18 protein-coding genes and 2 tRNA genes are annotated in these 21,122 nt (G+C 59.5%); 14 read left to right on the top strand and 6 right to left on the bottom strand.

Features of this window, described 5'->3' with window-relative positions; genetic code table 11:
- The first annotated feature begins 223 nt into the window (after positions 1-223).
- Genes AC3IT6_RS05995 through AC3IT6_RS05975 form a run of 5 tightly spaced genes read left to right on the top strand, consistent with a single transcriptional unit; the run spans position 224 to position 4,422 of the window.
- Positions 224-1,006 (top strand): transporter substrate-binding domain-containing protein, encoded by a 783-nt coding sequence (locus AC3IT6_RS05995; protein ID WP_008052144.1) that lies wholly within the window; start codon positions 224-226, stop codon positions 1,004-1,006.
- 56 nt (positions 1,007-1,062) lie between these two features.
- Entirely contained in the window at positions 1,063-1,791 is a 729-nt protein-coding gene (locus AC3IT6_RS05990; protein ID WP_223444311.1) for an ABC transporter permease, read from the top strand.
- Positions 1,788-2,498 carry an ABC transporter permease gene (locus AC3IT6_RS05985; protein ID WP_046029299.1) on the top strand — a complete coding sequence of 237 codons (711 nt, stop codon included), beginning with the start codon at positions 1,788-1,790 and terminating at the stop codon, positions 2,496-2,498. The genes AC3IT6_RS05990 and AC3IT6_RS05985 overlap by 4 nt, the downstream gene beginning before the upstream one ends.
- Before the next feature lie 27 nt (positions 2,499-2,525).
- The gene (locus AC3IT6_RS05980; RefSeq protein ID WP_489354601.1) at positions 2,526-3,644 is read left to right on the top strand and encodes a succinylglutamate desuccinylase/aspartoacylase family protein; all 1,119 of its coding nucleotides are present in this window, start codon (positions 2,526-2,528) and stop codon (positions 3,642-3,644) included.
- Positions 3,645-3,657: 13 nt separating this feature from the next.
- On the top strand, positions 3,658-4,422 hold the full coding sequence (locus AC3IT6_RS05975; protein WP_489354600.1) for an ABC transporter ATP-binding protein: 765 nt from the start codon (positions 3,658-3,660) through the stop codon (positions 4,420-4,422).
- Positions 4,423-4,476: 54 nt separating this feature from the next.
- On the opposite strand, the gene AC3IT6_RS05970 is transcribed toward AC3IT6_RS05975, so the two are convergent.
- From AC3IT6_RS05970 to dcd, 3 genes are all read right to left on the bottom strand, one after another.
- Positions 4,477-4,857 carry a hypothetical protein gene (locus AC3IT6_RS05970; protein WP_489354599.1) on the bottom strand — a complete coding sequence of 127 codons (381 nt, stop codon included), beginning with the start codon at positions 4,855-4,857 and terminating at the stop codon, positions 4,477-4,479.
- Positions 4,858-5,074: 217 nt separating this feature from the next.
- A complete protein-coding gene (locus AC3IT6_RS05965) occupies positions 5,075-5,284 on the bottom strand; it encodes a hypothetical protein (protein ID WP_008052149.1) in 210 nt (69 codons plus the stop codon).
- A 107-nt stretch (positions 5,285-5,391) separates the two neighbouring features.
- The gene (dcd, locus tag AC3IT6_RS05960; protein ID WP_007940589.1) at positions 5,392-5,958 is read right to left on the bottom strand and encodes a dCTP deaminase; all 567 of its coding nucleotides are present in this window, start codon (positions 5,956-5,958) and stop codon (positions 5,392-5,394) included.
- A gap of 353 nt (positions 5,959-6,311) precedes the next feature.
- Between dcd and AC3IT6_RS05955 the strand changes: the two genes are divergently transcribed.
- Positions 6,312-6,521, top strand: coding sequence for a cold-shock protein (locus AC3IT6_RS05955; RefSeq protein WP_002554837.1), 210 nt, complete (start codon positions 6,312-6,314; stop codon positions 6,519-6,521).
- Positions 6,522-6,671: 150 nt separating this feature from the next.
- Here AC3IT6_RS05955 and AC3IT6_RS05950 read toward each other — a convergent pair whose 3' ends face one another.
- Positions 6,672-7,679, bottom strand: a complete 1,008-nt coding sequence (locus tag AC3IT6_RS05950) for a DUF481 domain-containing protein (RefSeq protein ID WP_489354598.1) — start codon at positions 7,677-7,679, stop codon at positions 6,672-6,674.
- Positions 7,680-7,842: 163 nt separating this feature from the next.
- On the opposite strand from AC3IT6_RS05950, the gene AC3IT6_RS05945 reads away from it, so the two are divergent.
- The 4 genes from AC3IT6_RS05945 (at position 7,843) to AC3IT6_RS05930 (ending at position 12,631) form a co-directional block, all read left to right on the top strand.
- Positions 7,843-8,196 (top strand): MGMT family protein, encoded by a 354-nt coding sequence (locus tag AC3IT6_RS05945; protein ID WP_150727643.1) that lies wholly within the window; start codon positions 7,843-7,845, stop codon positions 8,194-8,196.
- 44 nt (positions 8,197-8,240) lie between these two features.
- Positions 8,241-9,800, top strand: a complete 1,560-nt coding sequence (locus AC3IT6_RS05940) for an AmpG family muropeptide MFS transporter (RefSeq protein WP_489354597.1) — start codon at positions 8,241-8,243, stop codon at positions 9,798-9,800.
- Positions 9,801-9,942: 142 nt separating this feature from the next.
- Positions 9,943-11,658 carry a proline--tRNA ligase gene (locus AC3IT6_RS05935; RefSeq protein ID WP_458370743.1) on the top strand — a complete coding sequence of 572 codons (1,716 nt, stop codon included), beginning with the start codon at positions 9,943-9,945 and terminating at the stop codon, positions 11,656-11,658.
- 19 nt (positions 11,659-11,677) lie between these two features.
- Entirely contained in the window at positions 11,678-12,631 is a 954-nt protein-coding gene (locus AC3IT6_RS05930; protein ID WP_223444300.1) for a hypothetical protein, read from the top strand.
- Between the two features lie 137 nt (positions 12,632-12,768).
- On the opposite strand, the gene dinB is transcribed toward AC3IT6_RS05930, so the two are convergent.
- On the bottom strand, positions 12,769-13,830 hold the full coding sequence (gene dinB, locus AC3IT6_RS05925; RefSeq protein ID WP_489354596.1) for a DNA polymerase IV: 1,062 nt from the start codon (positions 13,828-13,830) through the stop codon (positions 12,769-12,771).
- A 300-nt stretch (positions 13,831-14,130) separates the two neighbouring features.
- Between dinB and AC3IT6_RS05920 the strand changes: the two genes are divergently transcribed.
- The 4 genes from AC3IT6_RS05920 to AC3IT6_RS05905 all read left to right on the top strand — a co-directional run bounded on the left by AC3IT6_RS05920 (position 14,131) and on the right by AC3IT6_RS05905 (position 18,733).
- Positions 14,131-14,207, top strand: a tRNA-Met gene (locus AC3IT6_RS05920).
- 232 nt (positions 14,208-14,439) lie between these two features.
- Positions 14,440-14,516 (top strand) — tRNA-Met (locus AC3IT6_RS05915).
- Positions 14,517-14,795: 279 nt separating this feature from the next.
- Positions 14,796-17,438: a bifunctional lysylphosphatidylglycerol flippase/synthetase MprF gene (gene mprF, locus AC3IT6_RS05910; protein WP_489354595.1), complete on the top strand. Its 2,643-nt coding sequence runs from the start codon at positions 14,796-14,798 to the stop codon at positions 17,436-17,438.
- Positions 17,438-18,733: a virulence factor family protein gene (locus AC3IT6_RS05905; protein ID WP_489354594.1), complete on the top strand. Its 1,296-nt coding sequence runs from the start codon at positions 17,438-17,440 to the stop codon at positions 18,731-18,733. The genes mprF and AC3IT6_RS05905 overlap by 1 nt, the downstream gene beginning before the upstream one ends.
- 280 nt (positions 18,734-19,013) lie before the next feature.
- On the opposite strand, the gene AC3IT6_RS05900 is transcribed toward AC3IT6_RS05905, so the two are convergent.
- Positions 19,014-20,915, bottom strand: coding sequence for a potassium transporter Kup (locus tag AC3IT6_RS05900; protein ID WP_489354593.1), 1,902 nt, complete (start codon positions 20,913-20,915; stop codon positions 19,014-19,016).
- Positions 20,916-21,122: the final 207 nt, after the last annotated feature.

Here is a 21,122-nt window from a genome sequence, read left to right as displayed (position 1 = left end):
ATCTGCTCAATTCAACCGTTCTTTTGTGGCGAGATGATTTGGTGCACCCATTTCCCTGCGCCCGTTTTCGTGCATAAATCTGTCTCCGGCCATTTCCAAGCACCTTTTAAAACGCTTGTTCGGCACTCTGGTTCGGAAATTGCTACTTTCAACAGGTCTTACGCTTTCCAGTAACAATAATTCTGCGCCACAAGCGCTCATATTGGTTTTTAGGGATTGAATAATGAAAAAAGCATTGCTGACCCTTTCTGCACTGGCGTTGTGCATGGCTGCTGGCTCCGCCATGGCGAAGGAGTACAAAGAACTGCGTTTCGGCGTTGACCCTTCCTACGCACCGTTCGAGTCGAAAGCGGCCGATGGCAGCCTGGTAGGCTTTGACATCGATCTGGGGAACGCGATCTGCGCCGAACTGAAGGTCAAGTGCAAGTGGGTCGAAAGTGACTTCGATGGCATGATTCCCGGCCTCAAAGCCAATAAATTCGACGGTGTGATCTCGTCGATGACCGTTACCGAAGCCCGTGAAAAAGTCATCGATTTCTCCAGCGAACTGTTCTCCGGCCCAACTGCCTACGTGTCCAAGAAAGGTTCTGGCGTGACTGAAGACGTCGCCTCGCTCAAGGGCAAGACCGTCGGCTACGAACAAGGCACCATTCAGGAAGCCTATGCCAAAGCCGTTCTGGACAAGGCCGGCGTGAAAACCCAGGCCTACGCCAACCAGGATCAGGTCTACGCCGACTTGACTTCCGGTCGTCTCGACGCAGGGATTCAGGACATGCTGCAAGCCGAATTGGGCTTCCTGAAGTCGCCACAGGGTGCCGACTACGACGTCAGCAAGCCGGTCGACAACGCTTTGCTGCCATCCAAAACAGCCATCGGCATTAAGAAAGGTAACACCGAGCTGAAAGCACTTTTGGATAAAGGTATCAAAGCGTTACACGATGATGGCACCTACGCCACCATTCAGAAGAAACACTTTGGCGATCTGAATCTGTACAGCGGCAAATAATGCCCGGCGCCCATCTCTCGATGGGCGCTTTTTTTATCCGATCAGGTTGCTGATTTATGTTCGAAAACCTACTAGAAAATCTGGGGCTCTCTGCCTTCAGCCTCAAGGGCTTCGGTCCGCTGCTGATGCAAGGCACCTGGATGACGATCCAGTTGTCGGCGTTGTCGCTGTTGCTGGCCGTGTTGCTCGGGCTGCTCGGCGCCAGTGCCAAGCTGTCAAAAGTCAAACTGATGCGCGTGCCTGCCCAGCTCTACACCACACTCATTCGCGGCGTTCCGGACCTGGTCCTGATGCTGTTGATCTTCTACAGCCTGCAAACCTGGCTGACCTCTTTTACCGATTACATGGAATGGGAATACATCGAGATCAACCCGTTCAGCGCCGGGGTGATCACCCTTGGCTTCATCTACGGTGCGTATTTCACTGAAACCTTCCGTGGCGCGATTCTCGCGGTCCCAAGGGGTCAGGTCGAAGCGGCCACTGCCTATGGCCTCAAGCGCGGCCAGCGTTTCTGGATCGTGGTGTTCCCGCAGATGATGCGTTATGCCCTGCCGGGTATCGGTAACAACTGGATGGTGATGCTCAAGGCCACGGCCCTGGTGTCGATCATCGGCCTCGCCGACCTGGTCAAGGCTGCCCAGGACGCCGGTAAAAGTACCTATCAGCTGTTTTATTTCCTGGTGCTTGCCGCGCTGATCTACCTGGTGATCACTAGCGCGTCCAACTTCATCCTGCGCTGGCTCGAACGTCGTTACTCCGCCGGGACCCGGGAGGCCGTACGATGATCGAACTCCTGCAGGAATACTGGAAACCCTTCCTCTATAGCGACGGCAACAACATCACCGGCCTGGCCATGACCATGTGGCTGCTCAGCGCTTCGATCTTCTTCGGTTTTATCGTGTCGATCCCGCTGTCCATCGCCCGTGTATCGCCGCATTTCTACATCCGTTGGCCGGTGCAGTTCTATACCTACCTGTTCCGTGGCACGCCGCTCTATATCCAGCTACTGATCTGCTACACCGGGATCTACAGCCTGGCCGCCATTCGGGCTCAGCCAGTACTGGATGCATTCTTTCGCGATGCGATGAATTGCACGATCCTGGCCTTCGCCCTGAACACCTGCGCCTACACCACGGAGATCTTCGCCGGGGCCATTCGCAGCATGAACCACGGTGAAGTCGAAGCGGCCAAGGCTTACGGCCTGACCGGCTGGAAGCTGTATGCCTACGTGATCATGCCGTCAGCCTTGCGTCGCTCGTTGCCGTACTACAGCAACGAAGTGATCCTGATGCTGCACTCGACCACCGTGGCCTTCACCGCGACCATCCCGGACATCCTGAAAGTCGCACGGGACGCCAATTCGGCGACATTCCTGACCTTCCAGTCGTTCGGCATCGCCGCGCTGATCTACCTGACCGTCACTTTTGCGCTGGTCGGCCTGTTCCGCCTTGCCGAACGCCGATGGCTGGCCTTCCTCGGGCCGACCCACTAGCACTCAACCTGCTTCAGGAAACAACAGATGCGCCACCTGAAACATGACCTGCTGGCCCCGCTGCCGGGGACCGCACGACAGATCCACAGTTTTCACTTCGGCCCTCAACCGGCCAACGGCAAGATCTACATCCAGGCCTCCCTGCACGCCGACGAAATGCCCGGCATGCTGGTGGCCTGGCACCTCAAGCAGCGCCTGGCGGAGCTGGAAGCCGCCGGGCGCCTGCGCAGCGAAATCGTGCTGGTGCCCATCGCCAACCCGGTGGGCCTGGAACAGGTGCTGATGGATGTGCCGCTGGGCCGCTACGAGCTGGAAAGCGGCCAGAACTTCAACCGCTGGTTCGTCGACCTCAGTGAGGAAGTCGGCAACGCGATAGAGGGCAAGCTCGGTGACGATCCGCAGCACAACCTGCAACTGATCCGCAGCAACCTGCGCGATGCGCTGGCCCGGCAGACCGCCGGGACCCAATTGCAATCCCAACGCCTGACCCTGCAACGATTGGCCTGCGATGCCGATATGGTGCTCGACCTGCATTGCGATTTCGAAGCCGTCGCTCACCTCTACACCACGCCGGATGCCTGGCCGCAGGTCGAGCCGCTGGCCCGTTATATCGGCGCCGAAGCCAGCCTGCTGGCAACCGACTCCGGCGGTCAGTCGTTCGACGAATGCTTCACCCTGCTCTGGTGGCAGTTGAAGGAGCGCTTCGGCGAGCACTTCGACATTCCGCTGGGCAGTTTTTCGGTGACCGTCGAATTGCGCGGTCAGGGCGACGTCAATCATCCGCTGGCCAGCCTCGATTGCCAGGCACTGATCGATTACCTGATCCATTTCGGCGCAATCGCCGGCGAACCCGCGCCTCTGCCCGACCTGCCCTATCCGGCGACACCGCTGGCCGGTGTCGAGCCGGTGGCCACGCCCGTCGGCGGCCTGCTGGTGTTCGCCGCATTGCCGGGTGAATACCTTGAAGCCGGGCAACTGATCGCCGAGATCATTGATCCGGTCAACGATCTGGTCACTCCCGTTCATTGCGCCACAGCCGGGCTGATGTACGCCCGTTCGCTGCGCCGCATGGCCACTGCCGGCATGGTGATCGCCCACGTCGCGGGCACCGAAGCCTATCGCAGCGGCTATCTACTTTCGCCTTGAGGATGCACGCCCCATGTACAAATTGACCATCGAAGACTTGCATAAAAGCTATGGCGACCATGAAGTCCTCAAAGGTGTTTCGCTCAAGGCCAAAACCGGCGACGTCATCAGCCTGATCGGCGCCAGCGGCTCGGGTAAAAGTACCTTTCTGCGCTGCATCAACTTCCTGGAACAACCCAACGACGGCGCCATGAGCCTCGACGGGCAGAACATCCGCATGATCAAGGATCGTCACGGCATGCACGTGGCCGACGCCGATGAACTGCAGCGGATTCGCACCCGCCTGGCCATGGTGTTCCAGCACTTCAACCTGTGGAGCCACATGACGGTGCTGGAAAACATCACCATGGCCCCGCGCCGGGTGCTGGGCTGCGACAGGAAAGAAGCCGAGGACCGCGCCCGGCGCTACCTCGACAAGGTGGGGTTGGCCTCCCGTGTGGCAGACCAATACCCGGCATTCCTGTCCGGCGGTCAGCAACAGCGGGTAGCGATTGCCCGCGCACTGGCCATGGAACCGGAAGTCATGTTGTTCGACGAACCGACCTCGGCGCTGGACCCGGAATTGGTGGGTGAAGTGCTCAAGGTGATCCAGGGCCTGGCCGAAGAAGGCCGGACCATGATCATGGTGACCCACGAAATGAGCTTCGCTCGCAAAGTGTCGAGCCAGGTGCTGTTTCTGCACCAGGGCCTGGTTGAGGAAGAAGGCGCGCCGGAAGACGTGCTGGGCAATCCGAAAAGCGAGCGGTTGAAGCAGTTCCTGAGTGGCAACCTGAAATAGCCGCCGGAAGGAGAAGTGGAAGCCGGGTTGCCGGCTTCCAACATCAGTCAACCGCTATGCCGCCGCCTTGTTTTCCAGCCTGAAACTGCCATTCTCCACTTGCAGACCATTAGCGTCCGTCCCACTGAAGCGCCCGGCAAACTGCGCGTCACCTCCCACCGTCAACTCGAGCGTTCCTGGGTAAAGCTCTGCCTCCGAGTTGCCGATCACATGGATGACCATGGGAGATCCCTCGTCGAGCCCCAGGTTGAAGCTGCCGCTCTGGATGCTCATCGGCAAGTACACGTAGAACGCAGTCCCCTGACCGTTATCCGCCTCAATGCAATGAATGTCTGACCGCTGATAAAAATCGAGCCCATCCGTTACGCGAAATTGCATGGAGCCGTCTGTCGTGATTACATCGGCACTCAAATGTCCCGATCGATTTGCGCTCATCTGAATGTTCCTTTTCATATTCGAAGTTAACTGCCTGACGCCCTCTGCTAACGGCCCCAGGGCACGCAGCTCCTGAATAGAACCACAGCCGTGCCCGTCGGATGGTTTCCACGACAGACACAGTTACTTCCGAATATGTGCAGGCTGATTGATTGCACGCCTGCTTGCTGAAGACGACAACCGCAGTTCACCGGCCATGAGTAGCGGAAATCGAAAATCAGACAACAGGCGCAGGCGGCGGCTCATCCGGCAGCGTAGGCTCGCCCGGTTCATTAGGCTGTTCGTTCGGGGTATCAGGATCAGGCTGGCCGGGGATACCCCCTGCCATGCTGACGGGTGGATGTGCCAACAAGGACCAGGCCAGAACGCCAACCTGATTGGGTTCAAGCCTTGCCAGTTCGGCACTGATTCGCGGATCGATCTTCATTCGGCACTCCTGAGCGATGGCCCGACCCGCCTTGCGCGGATCGGAACAGTACACCCCATAGAGTGTACGCCTGCTCAGGAATTCCCGGCATTTGCCGGACGGTTGACTCAGGTGCGCGGCAGGGTCACGCCACGCTGGCCCTGATACTTGCCACCACGGTCCTTGTAGGACACTTCACATTCTTCGTCAGACTCAAGGAACAGCATCTGCGCCACGCCTTCGTTCGCGTAGATTTTCGCCGGCAGATTGGTAGTGTTGGAGAACTCCAGGGTCACGTGACCTTCCCACTCAGGCTCGAGCGGCGTGACGTTGACGATGATGCCGCAGCGCGCGTAGGTGCTTTTACCCAGGCAAATGGTCAATACATTACGCGGAATGCGGAAATATTCGACGGTGCTGGCCAGGGCGAAGGAGTTCGGCGGAATGATGCACACGTCGCTGTGGATGTCGACGAAGCTGCCGGCATCGAAGTTCTTCGGATCGACGATGGCCGAATTGATGTTGGTGAACACCTTGAAATGATTGGTGCAACGCACATCGTAGCCGTAGCTCGACACCCCGTAGGAGATCACACGGCTATCGTCGCTGCCGCGCATCTGGCGCTCGACGAAAGGCTCGATCATGCCGTGTTCCTGCGCCATGCGGCGAATCCACTTGTCCGATTTGATGCTCATGGCGGGTGTCCTGAATAGCGAGGTCGAAAAATTCTGTCCGGCATCTTACCGGGCGCGCCGCCGGGTTCAAAGTCCGCGGTGCAATTCTCGCCGAACAGGCTGGAATTACCTGCGCTGGCGACGAACCGTCACACCGCCGATCCTTAAAACAGAGAAACCTTCGCAAGAAGCATTGGCACGTTCAGGAAAAAGGGTTAAGGTGGCGTCACTGTGCTGCTTGTGTCACTGAGAATCTCTACACGATATGTTGAATTTCGATCCAACCATCTACAAGAATTTTTCCTGCTCTTTGCACTCAGTCTCGGCCAGGGTTCTTCCTGAGTCGCAGTTATCTTTGTTCAAGGAGTTACACCATGTCTAATCGCCAAACCGGTACCGTTAAGTGGTTCAACGATGAAAAAGGCTTCGGCTTCATCACTCCACAATCCGGTGACGACCTGTTCGTTCACTTCAAAGCTATCCAGTCCGACGGCTTCAAAAGCCTGAAAGAAGGCCAACAGGTCTCTTTCATCGCTACCCGCGGTCAGAAAGGCATGCAAGCTGAAGAAGTACAAGTTATCTAACTTGTACTTGCTTTAGTAAAAAGCCCCGCCCTCAACAGCGGGGCTTTTTTGTGGGCTAGTGTTTTGTCCACACAAAAAAAGATCGCCACCTTCGACAGCTCCTGCAGGGTCAACCCGGGAGCTGTCGAAGGCGGCGATCTTTTGGCTCTCTTACCAGGTCACACCAAACCCTGCGGTGTAGCGTGTCTTGTCCAGATCCGCATCGTCGGTGCCGCTGATGATGTCCCGCTCCGCCTTCAGGTTCAGCGAAGCCCAGTCAGTCACCTTGTAGCGCAACCCCATCTCGGCATCGAGTGCGTAGTCGGCCACACCCGACAGCGGCTTGCCGACCTCACCATTGGTGAAGAACTCGACACGCTTGCCGACCAGGTAGCGGTTGTAGTCCCACTTCATGGCCAGGGCGTAGAAATTGTCCTTGCTGCCATCGGAGAATTCATAGTCCGTGCGGTTGATCAGCGAGCCAAGGGAGAACGCCCCGAGTTCGTTATCCCAGAACTGATAGCCGGGACCGGTACCGACCGTGCGTTGCCGGGAAAGGTCTTCGACCTTGTCGCGCTTGTAGACCAGGCGCCCCTGCCAAAACCATTGGTCGGTCAGGAATCGGTCGATGGAGTACTCCGCCCGCCAGTTGTCCGTGGTCACCACTTCGTCCTGGAACTCACGGTTGTATTCACCTTCAGCGGTGTGTCGCCAGCGACCGTGTCGCGCACTGGTCTTGAAATCGATGCCATAGTCATCGGTGTCGTTTTCCGCCCGCTGGTAATCCAGCGCGACATCGACGTTGCCTTTCCACACCAGATCCTCGACCACCGGTTTTGGCTTGAGAATCTGCTGGATGCTTGCCAGCTCGACCGTCTTCGGTGTCTCGCCGTTGGCCAGCGTGACCTTGCCGGCGTCCGCCGCTTTCAGCGACTTGGCTTTCTCGCCACTGTAGGCATCCTGCTTGACCAGCAACTCCTGATCGCTGTCCAGGGTCTTGACCTGTTTCCAGTCGATCGTCACCGCACCGGCGTATTCGGTCTGGATCAGCAGCTTGCCGCCATCGAACAGCGTGATCTTGCCGCTCAGTTTGTCACCGTTCTTCAACCACACGGTATCGGCCAGCAAGGGAGAGGATGCGCCAAGGACGGCGAGACACAGCAGGGATCTGGACAACATAAACAAAATACAGGCTCAGTCTTGCGAGAAAAGTCGGCATTATCCGTAGGAACAAGGCCATGACAAGGACTGACCCGACTATTTCTGTTGAGTTCATTTCTCAACTTCCTGCGCAGGAATTACTCTACAGATGGTAAAGCAAACCTCTTCAGGACTGACGGACGTGACCGATCCAACCGATGAATCCGAGAGTGCAGCGCAAATCCGACGCACGGCGCTGTATTTGACACTTGCCCAAGTACCGGAGGGCAAAGTCGTCAGCTACGGCCAACTGGCCGAGCTTGCAGGACTGGGTCGCGCCGCCCGCTGGGTAGGCCGCACCCTCAGTCAATTGCCGAGCGACAGCAAATTGCCCTGGCATCGCGTTCTGGGCGCAAACGGGCGTATCAGCCTGCCGGTGGGCAGCCCTTCGGGTGATGAGCAGCGCGCACGATTACGCATGGAGGGCATCAGTATCCTGAATAATCGTGTTGATATTCAGCGCCATGGCTGGCGTCCGGTAGAGCACAGCGGTTAGAGTGCGCGCTTTGTTTCCGTATTTCTTGAGGCAGACTCCAGCCCATGCCCCGTAAAACCTGGCGCGCCGCGCTCGCCGCTTATGCCAGCCCTTCGACACTCGTGCTGTTGCTGCTTGGTTTCGCCGCCGGCCTGCCCTACATGCTGGTGTTTTCGACGCTTTCGGTCTGGCTGCGTGAAGCCGGCGTGGCGCGTGAAACCATTGGCTATGCAAGCCTGATTGGCCTGGCGTATGCCTTCAAATGGGTCTGGTCACCCTTGCTTGACCAATGGCGACTGCCATTGCTCGGCAAGCTCGGTCGACGACGATCCTGGCTCGTGCTGTCCCAGGCACTGGTCATCCTTGGCCTGATCGGGATGGGTTTCTGCGACCCGCAAAAGCATTTGTCCTGGCTGATCGCCATTGCCGTCGTCGTCGCTTTCGCATCAGCGACACAGGACATCGCGGTAGACGCCTATCGCCTGGAAATCGCCGAAGACAACCGCCAGGCCGCACTCGCCGCCAGTTACATGTCCGGTTACCGGGTCGCTGCGCTGCTGGCTACTGCAGGCGCGCTGTACTTCGCCGAAGGCTTTGGCTCCACCGGCTTCAACTACAAGCATTCGGCCTGGGCCGGCACTTATATCCTGTTCGGAGTGCTGATGGTCCCGGCACTGCTGACCTCCATGTTCATGCGCGAACCGCCGGTGCCATTGCGCACGCAACTGCAGGCCGGTCGTTACAGCTTCGTGCATCAATTGGCGTCGGTCTTCGTGCTGATCGTGCTGCTGGTTTCGGTACCGGCGATGTTCACCCAGTTCTACAACACCGACTTCGCCAGCGTGCTGTTCCAGGGCGTGAGCCTGCTTGACCTGCTGCTCGAAGACCGCGCCTTCCTGCGCGCGATCCTCTACACCACCCTCACCGCCCTGTGCCTCTCGGCCATGGGCCGTCGTGGCCTGGCGCCAGTGCTGACGCCGGTCAACGACTTCATCCTGCGATACCGCTGGCAAGCGCTGCTGCTGCTCGGCTTGATCGCCACCTATCGGATGTCCGATACGGTCATGGGTGTGATGGCCAACGTGTTCTACATCGACCAGGGCTTCACCAAGGACCAGATCGCCAGCGTCAGTAAAATCTTCGGCCTGATCATGACACTGGTCGGCGCTGGCATGGGCGGCCTGCTGATCGTGCGTTTCGGTATTCTGCCGATCCTGTTCATCGGCGGTATCGCATCCGCGGCGACCAACATCCTGTTCCTGATGCTCGCCGACATGGGCCCCAACCTGAACATGCTGGTGCTGACCATCTCCCTGGACAACTTCAGTTCAGGCCTGGCGACCTCGGCCTTCGTGGCCTACCTGTCGAGCCTGACCAACCTCAAGTTCTCCGCCACCCAATACGCCCTGCTCAGCTCGATCATGCTGTTGCTGCCACGCCTGATCGGCGGCTACTCCGGGGTCATGGTGGAAAAATTCGGTTACCATGACTTCTTCCTGATCACCGCCCTGCTGGGCGTCCCGACCCTGCTGTTGATCGCCTTGCACTGGTTCCAGGAAAACCGCCGAGAAGGCCCGACACCGACACCGGAACCGGTGCAGACTCCGGTCGTCGAAGAGTCGTAGGCTCTTACGCAGGAAGAATCGCGGAGGGCCGAGTGAATCGCGCCCTCCTGCCACACCAGCGACCGCACGCCTGTACGCCAGCGGAACTCGCCCGTACAATGCTCCGTCATTTCTCGTCATCAGCAATCGATAACGGCCAACCATGCGCACCAGTCAATTTTTGCTCGCCACACAAAAAGAAACGCCTTCCGACGCGGTCGTGATCAGCCACCAGCTGATGCTGCGCGCCGGCATGATCCGAAAACTCGCCTCGGGCCTGTACACCTGGCTGCCGATGGGCTTGCGGGTAATGCGCAAGGTCGAAGCCGTCGTTCGTGAAGAAATGAACGCCGCCGGCTCTCTCGAAGTGTTGATGCCGAGCACGCAACCGGCTGAGCTGTGGCAGGAATCCGGGCGCTGGGAAGAGTACGGCCCTGAATTGCTGCGCTTCAAGGATCGCCACGGTCGCGACTTCTGCGCAGGCCCGACCCACGAAGAAGTCATCACCGATCTGATGCGCAATGAGTTGAGCAGCTACAAGCAGCTGCCAATCAACCTGTACCAGATCCAGACCAAATTCCGTGACGAAATCCGCCCACGCTTCGGCTTGATGCGCGGCCGCGAATTCATCATGAAGGACGCCTACTCGTTCCACGCTGACCAGGCTTCGCTGCAGGTCACCTACGACCGCATGCACCAGGCTTACTGCAACGTGTTCACTCGCCTGGGCCTGAAGTTCCGCCCTGTTGATGCCGACAACGGCTCCATCGGCGGTGCCGGCTCCCACGAGTTCCACGTGCTGGCCGAGTCCGGTGAAGACGACATCGTGTTCAGCAACGGTTCCGACTACGCAGCGAACATCGAGAAAGCCGAAGCCGTGCCTCGCGAGACCTCGCGTGCCGCACCGAGCGAAGAACTGCGCCTGGTCGACACCCCGAACGCCAAGACCATCGCGCAACTGGTCGAAGGCTTCAACCTGCCGATCGAGAAAACCATCAAGACCCTCGTGGTGCACGCAGAAGAGAAAGGCAAGCTGATTGCCCTGATCATCCGTGGCGACCATGAGCTGAACGAAATCAAGGCCGCCAACCAGCCAGGCGTTGCCAGCCCTCTGGTCATGGCTTCGGAAAGCGAACTGCGCGACGCCATTGGTGCCGGTGCCGGTTCCCTCGGCCCGTTGAACCTGCCACTGCCGATCATCATCGACCGTTCGGTCGAGCTGATGAGCGACTTTGGCATCGGTGCCAACATCGATGACAAACACTACTTCGGCGTGAACTGGGAACGCGACCTGCCTGTTCCGACCGTTGCCGACCTGCGCAACGTCGTGGCCGGCGACCCGAGCCCGGACGGCAAAGGCACCCTGGAAATCAAGCGCGGCATCGAAGTCGGGCACATTTTCCAGCTGGGCAACAAGTACAGCAAAGCGATGAAGTGCGAAGTGCTGGGCGAGAACGGCAAGCCGGTCACCCTGGAAATGGGTTGCTACGGCATCGGCGTGTCCCGCGTGGTGGCGGCTGCCATCGAGCAGAACAACGACGAAAACGGGATCATCTGGAGCGACACCCTCGCGCCATTCCAGATTGCCCTGGTGCCGCTGCGCTACGAAACCGAACAGGTTCGTGAAGCCACCGACAAACTGTACGCGGAACTCACCGCTGCCGGCTTCGAAGTGCTGCTGGACGACCGCGACAAGAAAACCAGCCCGGGCATCAAGTTCGCGGACATGGAGCTGATCGGCATTCCACACCGGATCGTGGTCAGCGACCGCGGCCTGGCCGAAGGCAACCTGGAATACAAGAGCCGTACCGAGGCCGACGCACAAGCGCTGCCAGTCGCCGACGTGCTGTCGTTCCTTCAGGCCCGCATCCGCCGCTGATACCAGATATAGAGACGTCATGTTCAAGCGAAACACCTTAGGCCTCGGTGGCGCCGCCTTGTGCGGCGCACTGCTGGTCAGCGGCTGTGCCAACCACATGTCGCAACGCAGCGAGCAAGAGGAGCGGATCGAGCGCAAATTGCTCGATCACAGCCTGCAGATCGATGTCGGTGAGCCCAAGGTGCTTGAGCTGCCGCAACGGCGGGTGAAAATTCTCGAGCAGAAGACTTTCGAAGTCACCGAGTACGAAGTCACGCGTCATTACGATCGCTATACGCCGTACCAACCCTGGCGGGAGATTTACGAAATCCCGCTGGGCGCGGTAGCCGTGGTGGCGGGTATCGGTGCCAACGTGGTCAATGTGTTCGCCCTCGGCAATCTGCCGGACAGTGTGACCAAGGACTGGCTGAGCTACGGTTTCGCCGGGCTCAACCCGTTCATGAACGTGCAGTCCCATGGCCGCGCGCAGCAAAACCTGGCCGCTATTGGTGAGGTCCAGCGCGACAAACGCACGGAGTACTCAAGCCTGCCCTGGAGCGAGCGTCCGGTCGAGGTCAAGGCCGGCAAGGAAACCTTCGAACTGACCACCGACAAAAACGGCGTATTGCGTCTGAATCTGTTGGACAACCCGTTCGCCGAACATGACATCAATCATCTGAGCCGGTTGCTGATCCGTGTTGAGGATGCCAAGGGCAACGTGCACAACGATTCCACCCTGGCCATCAGCAGCAACTTGCGCAGCAAGCTCTATGAAGCCCACGGGTTGATTTATGACGATCTCGAAGGCGACGAAGTCAATCAGTGGGTCCACCGGGTCAAACGCCTGTCGGAGCTGGGTCTTGAAGAGGAAGCCAGCGAACTGGAACAGAGCCTGATCGAACTGACGCGCAATGACCCCGAATTGCAGACCGAATTCCTGAAGTCACTGGCCCAGAATGGCGAGCGACTGGTGGCGAATCCGGGGCTGAACTAAAAGCTAAAAGCTAAAAGCTTCGTCGGATCGCCGCCCGGAGCAAGCCCGCTCCCACAGTTGATCACGCGGTCCATTGTGGGAGCGGCGGTGCGGCGATCCGACTTGCTCGCGAAGGGGTCTGCACATTCACCACTCAACTACCGCTCAAACAACTCCATCTGCTCAAACCCGCCCCGCAAGTCCTCCAGCCGCACGCCAACCCCCAACAACCGCACCGGTTTACCGCCGCGATTGAAAGCCTGGGTCAGCATCAACTGATAACTCCCCAGATCCCGCCCTGCCCCGGCCTGCTCCAATGTCGTCTGGGTGAAGTCATGGAATTTCACTTTGACGAATGGCTTGCCCGGACGATAACTGCTGTCGATTCGTGCCATACGACCCGCCAGGGTCTCCAGCAGCTCGGGCAATTTATCCAGGCAGCTCTTCAGGTCAGGCAGGTCAACGTCGTAGGTATTTTCAACACTGACCGACTGACGACGACTGTCGTTGTGCACCACGCGGTCATCGATCCCACGGGCCAGGCTCCAGAGTCGCTCGCCAAAGCTGCCGAATTCACGCACCAGCGCCAACTTGTCCCACTCGCGCAACTGCAGGCAATCGGTGATACCCAGCCTGCCGAGCTTGTCGGCGGTGACTTTGCCGACCCCGTGCAATTTGCTCACGGGCAAACCGCTGACAAAGTCTTCCACCTGATCCGGAGTAATGACGAACAGGCCATTGGGCTTTTTCCAGTCACTGGCGATCTTGGCCAGAAATTTGTTCGGCGCCACGCCCGCCGACACGGTGATATGCAACTGGTTGGAGACCCGGCGCCGGATGTCCTGGGCGATGCGCGTTGCGCTACCACCGAAATGCGCACTGTCCGACACATCGAGGTACGCCTCATCGAGCGAGAGCGGCTCGATGATCTCGGTGTAATCGCGAAAGATCGTGTGAATTTCCCTGGACGCTTCTCTATAGGCGTCCATGCGTGGCTTGACGATGGTCAGGTCCGGGCACAGCTTCAAGGCATGCCCGGAGGACATCGCCGAACGCACCCCGTACGCTCGCGCCTCATAATTGCAGGTGGCGATGACCCCGCGCCGGTCCGCCGCCCCACCTACCGCCAGTGGTTTACCGGCGAGGCGTGGGTCGTCGCGCATTTCGATGGCTGCATAGAAGCAGTCACAATCGACGTGGATGATCTTGCGTTGAGTCATAGCAAAGCCGTGTTCATGGCAAAGAAAAGGCGTCATGGCGTGCCGGACAAACAGTATCTCACCGACACCTGTATATAGCACCAGTAGTCTGAATGTTCTTTTCCAATCGTAGGAAGAGTCGATTGTGAATTTATTTTTTCAATCGAAAAATTACTTTCAATAGACGCCCAGGCCTTGTCCTGCCTGCCTCACAGACCGGTCGCCCTCCCCTTTTGAACGCTAACCGATTGAACGGGAAGAGGTTTTATCGGAATTGGAGGTTGACACCCGAGCGCATCTCTATAGAATGAGCCACACAGACGCGGGATGGAGCAGTCTGGTAGCTCGTCGGGCTCATAACCCGAAGGTCGTCGGTTCAAATCCGGCTCCCGCAACCAAACATCAAAAAAGGCTACTCGAAAGAGTGGCCTTTTTTGTGCGCGCTCGTTTTGTAGCACCGAACGCCGAAACAAGGCCTGGACACTCAATGGAACCGGAACCGGAAATCGTTCTGATTCCGAAACTTAGGCCATCCCTGCGACCGTTTGCCGCGATTCAACGTTTTTTTGACCTGCTTCAGGATTAACGGTTGACACCCCGGCGTATCTCTATAGAATGCCGCCACACAGACGCGGGATGGAGCAGTCTGGTAGCTCGTCGGGCTCATAACCCGAAGGTCGTCGGTTCAAATCCGGCTCCCGCAACCAAACATCAAAAAAGGCTACTCGAAAGAGTGGCCTTTTTTGTATCTGTTGAAAAAGTCCTTTCGCAACAATGACCTGCCACTGTGTAGCAAGCCGTTTGGGGAGCCCCCATGCGCCGGGTTCAGACTATGCTCTATTGCACGCTGAAGCCTTCACGACTGATGACGCGCCGTCTCCGCTGCCCGGTGATAGGCGTTAATATTTGTGATTATTTTTTTCTGCAGGGATTGGTAACTTGGCTGGATACCCCCATCCTGTCGCGCACAATCCAAGAGGTGATTGATGCGCGCCAACTCGTCTGATTCACAAGACACTGTCACAGCGACACAACCGATCAATGCCGAGCGGCTGCGCCTGCTTGATCGATTGAGCAAATACCGTCAACCCATTGGCCTGGCGGTCACCCTGCTGTTGTTCGCGATCGCGCTGATTGCCTGTCACCACCTGTTGAGCGAACTCGACCTTTACGCGCTGCACGACTCAATCCTCGAAGTTCCGAAACCTGCCTTGATGGGCGCACTGGCCGCAACCGTGGTGGGCTTCATCATTCTGCTCGGCTACGAATGGTCGGCCAGCCGCTATGCCGGGGTGAGCCTGGCACCGCGCACGTTGGCGCTGGGTGGTTTCACGGCCTTTGCCATCGGCAACGCCATCGGTCTTTCAATGTTGTCGGGCGGCTCGGTTCGCTATCGCCTCTATGCCCGTCATGGCCTGGGAGCGGCTGAAGTCGCCCGCATGACGCTGTTCGCCAGCCTCTCGCTGGGTTGCGCCCTGCCGCCGCTGGCCGCCCTGGCGACGCTCAGCGACCTGCCAGCTGCGTCCACCGCCCTGGGTCTCTCCGAGACTTTGCTGGGCGTGGTGGCGAGCGCCGTGCTCGTGCTGTTTGCCGTTCTGGCCATCGGTATCTACCGTCGTCGGCTGCCGGAACAGCCTTACCCGGACAACCTGCTGGTCAGGGTCGGGCGCCGCACCTTGCGTCTACCCGGGCGTCGCCTGACGTTCCTGCAATTGATCATCACCGCCCTCGACGTAGCAGCCGCCGCGATCGTGCTCTATCTGCTGCTGCCGGAAGCACCGCCCTTCGGTGCGTTCCTTCTGGTTTACCTGCTGGCCCTGGCCGCTGGCGTGCTCAGCCATGTGCCGGGCGGCGTCGGGGTGTTCGAGGCGATTTTGCTGGCGGCGTTTTCCGACACCCTTGGCGCTGCGCCACTGGCGGCCGCCCTGCTGCTCTATCGCTTGATCTACGTGGTCCTGCCCTTGCTGGTGGCCTGCCTGCTATTGCTGATCAACGAAGGCCAGCGCCTGTTCCAGACACGCCAGACGTTGCGCGCGGCCTCAGGCCTGGCGGCCCCGATACTGGCGCTGCTGGTATTCCTGTCCGGTGTTGTCCTGCTGTTCTCCGGCGCCACCCCGGAAATCGATACCCGTCTGGAACACATCGGTTTTCTGATCCCCCATCGACTGGTCGATGCTTCGCACTTTGGCGCCAGCCTGGTCGGCGTTCTTTGCCTGTTGCTGGCCCAGGGGCTGCGTCGCCGGCTGTCGGCCGCATGGATGCTGACCACCATTCTGTTGCTGGTCGGTGCCCTGCTCTCACTGCTCAAAGGCTTCGACTGGGAAGAAGCCAGCCTGATGGTGCTGACGGCGAGCCTGCTCGGGGTATTCCGCCGCTCGTTCTATCGCCCCAGCCGCCTGACCGAAGTACCGTTCTCGCCGTTGTACCTGGTGGCCAGCCTGTGCGTGCTCGGTGCATCGATCTGGTTGCTGCTGTTCGCCTATCAGGACGTTCCGTACAGCCACCAACTCTGGTGGCAGTTCACCCTCGACGCCGATGCCCCTCGCGGCCTGCGTTCGCTGCTCGGCGCTGCTGTGCTACTGGTGGTGGTATCGCTGACCTGGCTGCTGCGCACCGCGCGGCCGGTCATTCACCTGCCGACGCCCGATGAACTGGAGCGCGCCAGCAAGATCCTCATGGCATCGGCCCAACCGGATGGCGGCCTGGCCCTGACCGGTGACAAGGCGCTGCTGTTTCACCCCAATGACGAAGCGTTCCTGATGTACGCCCGTCGCGGTCGCAGCCTGGTGGCGTTGTATGACCCGATCGGCCCGGGCCAGCAACGGGCGGAAATGATCTGGCAGTTCCGCGACCTGTGCGACATCCACCACGCCCGTCCCGTGTTCTATCAAGTGCGCGCCGAGAACCTGCCGTACTACATGGACATCGGCCTGACCGCGATCAAGCTCGGCGAAGAAGCCCGGGTCGACCTCAAGCGTTTTGATCTCGAAGCCAAGGGCAAAGAGATGAAGGACCTGCGCTACACCTGGAACCGAGGCACCCGTGACGGCCTGTCCCTGGAAATCCATGAGCCGGGCCGGGCGCCAATGGATGAACTCAAGGTGATTTCCGATGCCTGGTTGACCGGCAAGAACGTCCGGGAGAAAGGCTTTTCGCTGGGCCGCTTCAGCGATGACTACCTCAAGCACTTCCGCATCGCAGTGATCCGTTTCGAAGGTCGCCCGGTGGCGTTCGCCAACCTGCTCGAGACCTACGGCCATGACCTGGCCAGCCTCGACCTGATGCGCGCCCACCCGGATGCCCCGAAGCTGACCATGGAGTTCATGATGGTCGGCCTGATTCAGCATTATAAAAACCATGGATACGCGCGTTTCAGCCTGGGCATGGTGCCGTTGTCGGGGTTGCAACCCCGCCGCGGCGCACCTTTGACCCAGCGCCTGGGCTCGATGGTATTCCGCCGTGGTGAGCAGCTGTACAACTTCCAGGGCTTGCGCCGCTTCAAAGACAAGTTCCAGCCTGATTGGGAACCCCGTTATATGGCCGTGCCCGCCGGACTCGATCCGCTGGTTGCGCTGGCCGACACTGCCGCCCTGATCGCGGGCGGCTTGACCGGATTGGTGAAACGCTGATGATTCAACGCTCCTTGCGGTATGTATTGGGCACACTGGTGATAGTGGCCCTGATTCTCGGTGGCGGTTTCTGGTACCTGAAACGCCCGGCACCGGAACCGACCCTCGAATTGCTGACTCCGGCCGATGGTGCGGCGATGACCCGTGTCATCCCCGGCACCACGCCACGCGCCCAGGTGCTGGTGGCGGTAAACGAAGACCAGAAACTCAGCGACAAGCAATTGATCACCCTGAGCCGCAGTGCTTCGGCGCAGATTGTCCAGGTGATCCTGCCCAAGGACTGCCTGCTGCAAAGCCGCGCCCTGCAATCGGGCCTGCGAGAACTGAAAGGCCCGGCGACGCTGGTCAGCGGCATCGGCCCTGGCGCCGTGCTGGCCTGGCGCTGGTTGTCCGAGCAAAAGGACGACAAGGCCTACGCCGTCTCCGTCGACCTGGCTCTGGAAAAGGGCGGCTGCACGCACCTGCTGCCCAAAAGCGCTGCCCACGGTCACTGGCTGGTCGCGTGGAACGACAACCCGGACGACACCAGTGCCGGCTTCGTGCGTGATCAACCGAACGCCGAAACCAGCATCAGCGACTACGACATCAACCTGCCGCAAGTGCTGAACAACGAACTGCGCAAGATCCTCGTCGGCGGCGACAAAGCTGCTGGCGGCCTGCAGATCCCGGTGGTCGAAGTGCCAGCAGGCCAGGCCAGCGACACGGTGACCCTGTTCCTGTCGGGTGACGGCGGCTGGCGCGACCTCGACCGCGACGTGGCGGGCGAGATGGCCAAGATCGGCTACCCGGTGGTCGGCATCGACACCCTGCGCTACTACTGGCAGCACAAGAGCCCGGAGCAAAGCGCGCTGGACCTGGCCGAACTGATGCAACACTACCGGCAGAAATGGGGCACCAAGCGCTTCATCCTGACCGGCTATTCATTCGGTGCCGACGTACTGCCGGCGATCTACAACCGCTTGACCGAATCGGAACAGCAACGCGTCGACGCCATTATCCTGCTGGCCTTCGCCCGCACCGGCAGCTTCGAGATCGAAGTAGAAGGCTGGCTCGGCAACGCCGGCAAGGAAGCCGCCACCGGCCCGGAAATGGCCAAGCTGCCAGCCGCCAAAGTGGTGTGCATCTACGGCGAGGAAGAAACCGACGAGAGTGGCTGCACCGACAAGACGGCGGTGGGCGAAGCCATCAAGCTGCCTGGCGGCCACCACTTCGACGAGAACTACCCGGCGCTGGCCAAGCGTCTGGTGGATGTGATCGAGAAGCGGCAGGTGAAGGAAACGGCTGCTACAGAGTGATCTGACGGTCAGCAAAAAGCCCCCGCTGCCTTACGGTTGCGGGGGCTTTTTCATTCCACCACACACCACACATCCCCTGTGGGAGCGGGCTGGCTCCGGGCGGCGTTCCGACGAAGGGGGCGTGTCAGGCGACATAGATGTATCTGACACACCGTCTTCGTCGGAACGCCGCCCGGAGCCAGCCCGCTCCCACACTGGATCTTCAGAGTCTTCCAGTTTTGCACTCGCCCACAAAAAAGCCCCCGCTGCCGCGATGGCAACGGGGGCTTTTTGATGGGGCTTACATCTCCACCTGCGTCCCCAGTTCAATCACCCGGTTCAGCGGCAGATTGAAGAATCGCAGATTGCCGTTGGCGTTCTGCAACATGAACGCAAACAGCGCCTCACGCCAGCGGGACATGCCTTCGAGCTTGGAGGCGATGACCGTTTCGCGGCTGAGGAAGTACGTGGTGCGCATCGGGCTGAAATCCAGTTCATCGAGATGACACAGCTTCAGCGCTTTCGGTACGTCCGGCTCGTCGGTAAAGCCGAAGTGCAGGATCACCCGGAAGAAACCTTCGCCATAGGCATCGACCTCGAACCGTCGTGTTGGCGGCACCCGCGGGATGTCTTCGTACACCACCGTCAGCAGCACCACTTGCTCGTGCAGTACCTGGTTATGCAGCAGGTTGTGCAACAGCGCGTGGGGTACGGCATCCGGCCGCGCCGTCAGGAACACGGCAGTGCCCTGAACTCGATGGGGTGGTTGTACGGCAATGCTGCTGATGAAGATCGGCAGCGGCAATCCACCCTCATCGATACGTTCGACCAGCAACTGCTTGCCGCGTTTCCAGGTGGTCATCAGCACAAACAGCGCGAAACCGGCGATGACCGGGAATGCACCGCCCTGAACGATTTTCGGCACGTTGGCGGCGAAGTACACACCGTCTACCAACAGGAAACCCAACAGGATCGGCACCACAAGGACCGGAGGCCACTTCCACAGCAGCAGGATCACCGCCGACACCAGAATGCTGGTCATCAGCATGGTCCCGGTCACCGCCACACCGTAGGCCGAGGCCAGGGCTCCGGAGGATTCGAAACCCAGCACCAACAGCACCACGCCGACCATCAGCGCCCAGTTCACCGCGCCGATGTAGATCTGGCCCTGTTCGGCGCTGGAGGTGTGCTGGATGTGCATGCGCGGAATGTAACCAAGCTGGATCGCCTGGCGGGTCAGGGAGAACGCACCGGAAATCACCGCTTGCGAGGCAATCACCGTCGCCAGGGTCGACAGCCCCACCAGCGGGATCAACGCCCAACTTGGCGCCAACAGGTAGAAGGGGTTGCGGGCAGCTTCCGGGTCGCCCAGCAGCAAAGCACCCTGGCCAAAATAATTCAGCACCAGCGCCGGCAGCACGAGGATGAACCAGGCACGAGCGATCGGCTTGCGGCCGAAGTGGCCCATGTCCGCATACAGCGCCTCGGCACCGGTCAATGCCAGCACCACAGCGCCGAGAATCGACACACCCATGCCCGGATGGACCACGAAGAAACGTACGCCCCACACCGGGTTAATCGCTTGCAGGACTTCCGGATGCTGGCTGATGCCATAGACGCCCAACGCACCCAGCACAAGGAACCAGGTGACCATGATCGGCCCGAACAGAATGCCGATGCGCGCCGTGCCGTGACGCTGGATCAGAAACAGCGCGACCAGCACCACCACCGACAGCGGCACGACCCAATGGTCGATACCTTCGAAGGCCAGCCCCAGGCCTTCAATCGCCGACAGCACGGAAATCGCCGGGGTAATCATGCTGTCGCCATAGAACAACGCTGCGCCGATCAGTCCGCAGACCACCAGAAACGTGCGCAATTTGGCGTGCCCCGCCGCCGCCCGCCGGGCCAGTGCGGTCAAGGCCATGATCCCGCCTTCGCCCTGGTTGTCGGCGCGCATTACAAACATCATGTACTTGATCGACACGACCCAGATCAGCGACCAGAAAATGAGAGCCAGAATCCCCAGCACCCCGTCATGGTTGACCGGCACGCCATAGCCGCCGGAAAACACTTCCTTGAGGGTGTACAACGGACTGGTGCCTATATCGCCATAAACAACCCCGACTGCCGCGACCAGCATGCCGATCGGCTTCACCGCCGAATGTTCGGCACCGGCAGCCTGACTACTTGCCTGACCCATCCACCACTCCTGATTCTCAGACCCAGGCTTCTTTGAAAGAAGCACTATGCTTTGTCGTGCAGCATGCGCTGTTTTACTTCACGTTACAGACGTTTTATTGACAGTAAAAAATCAGTAAAGCCCAACGGCGCGAAGCATAGCGCAGCACTCGTCGTATTTCCCTGCATAAAGCTGGTCAAGTGAACGACTCATCGCTAGAATTGCGCA

Source organism: Pseudomonas sp. KH_017 (assembly GCF_057840285.1).
This window is presented reverse-complemented; position numbering and strand designations above follow the sequence as displayed.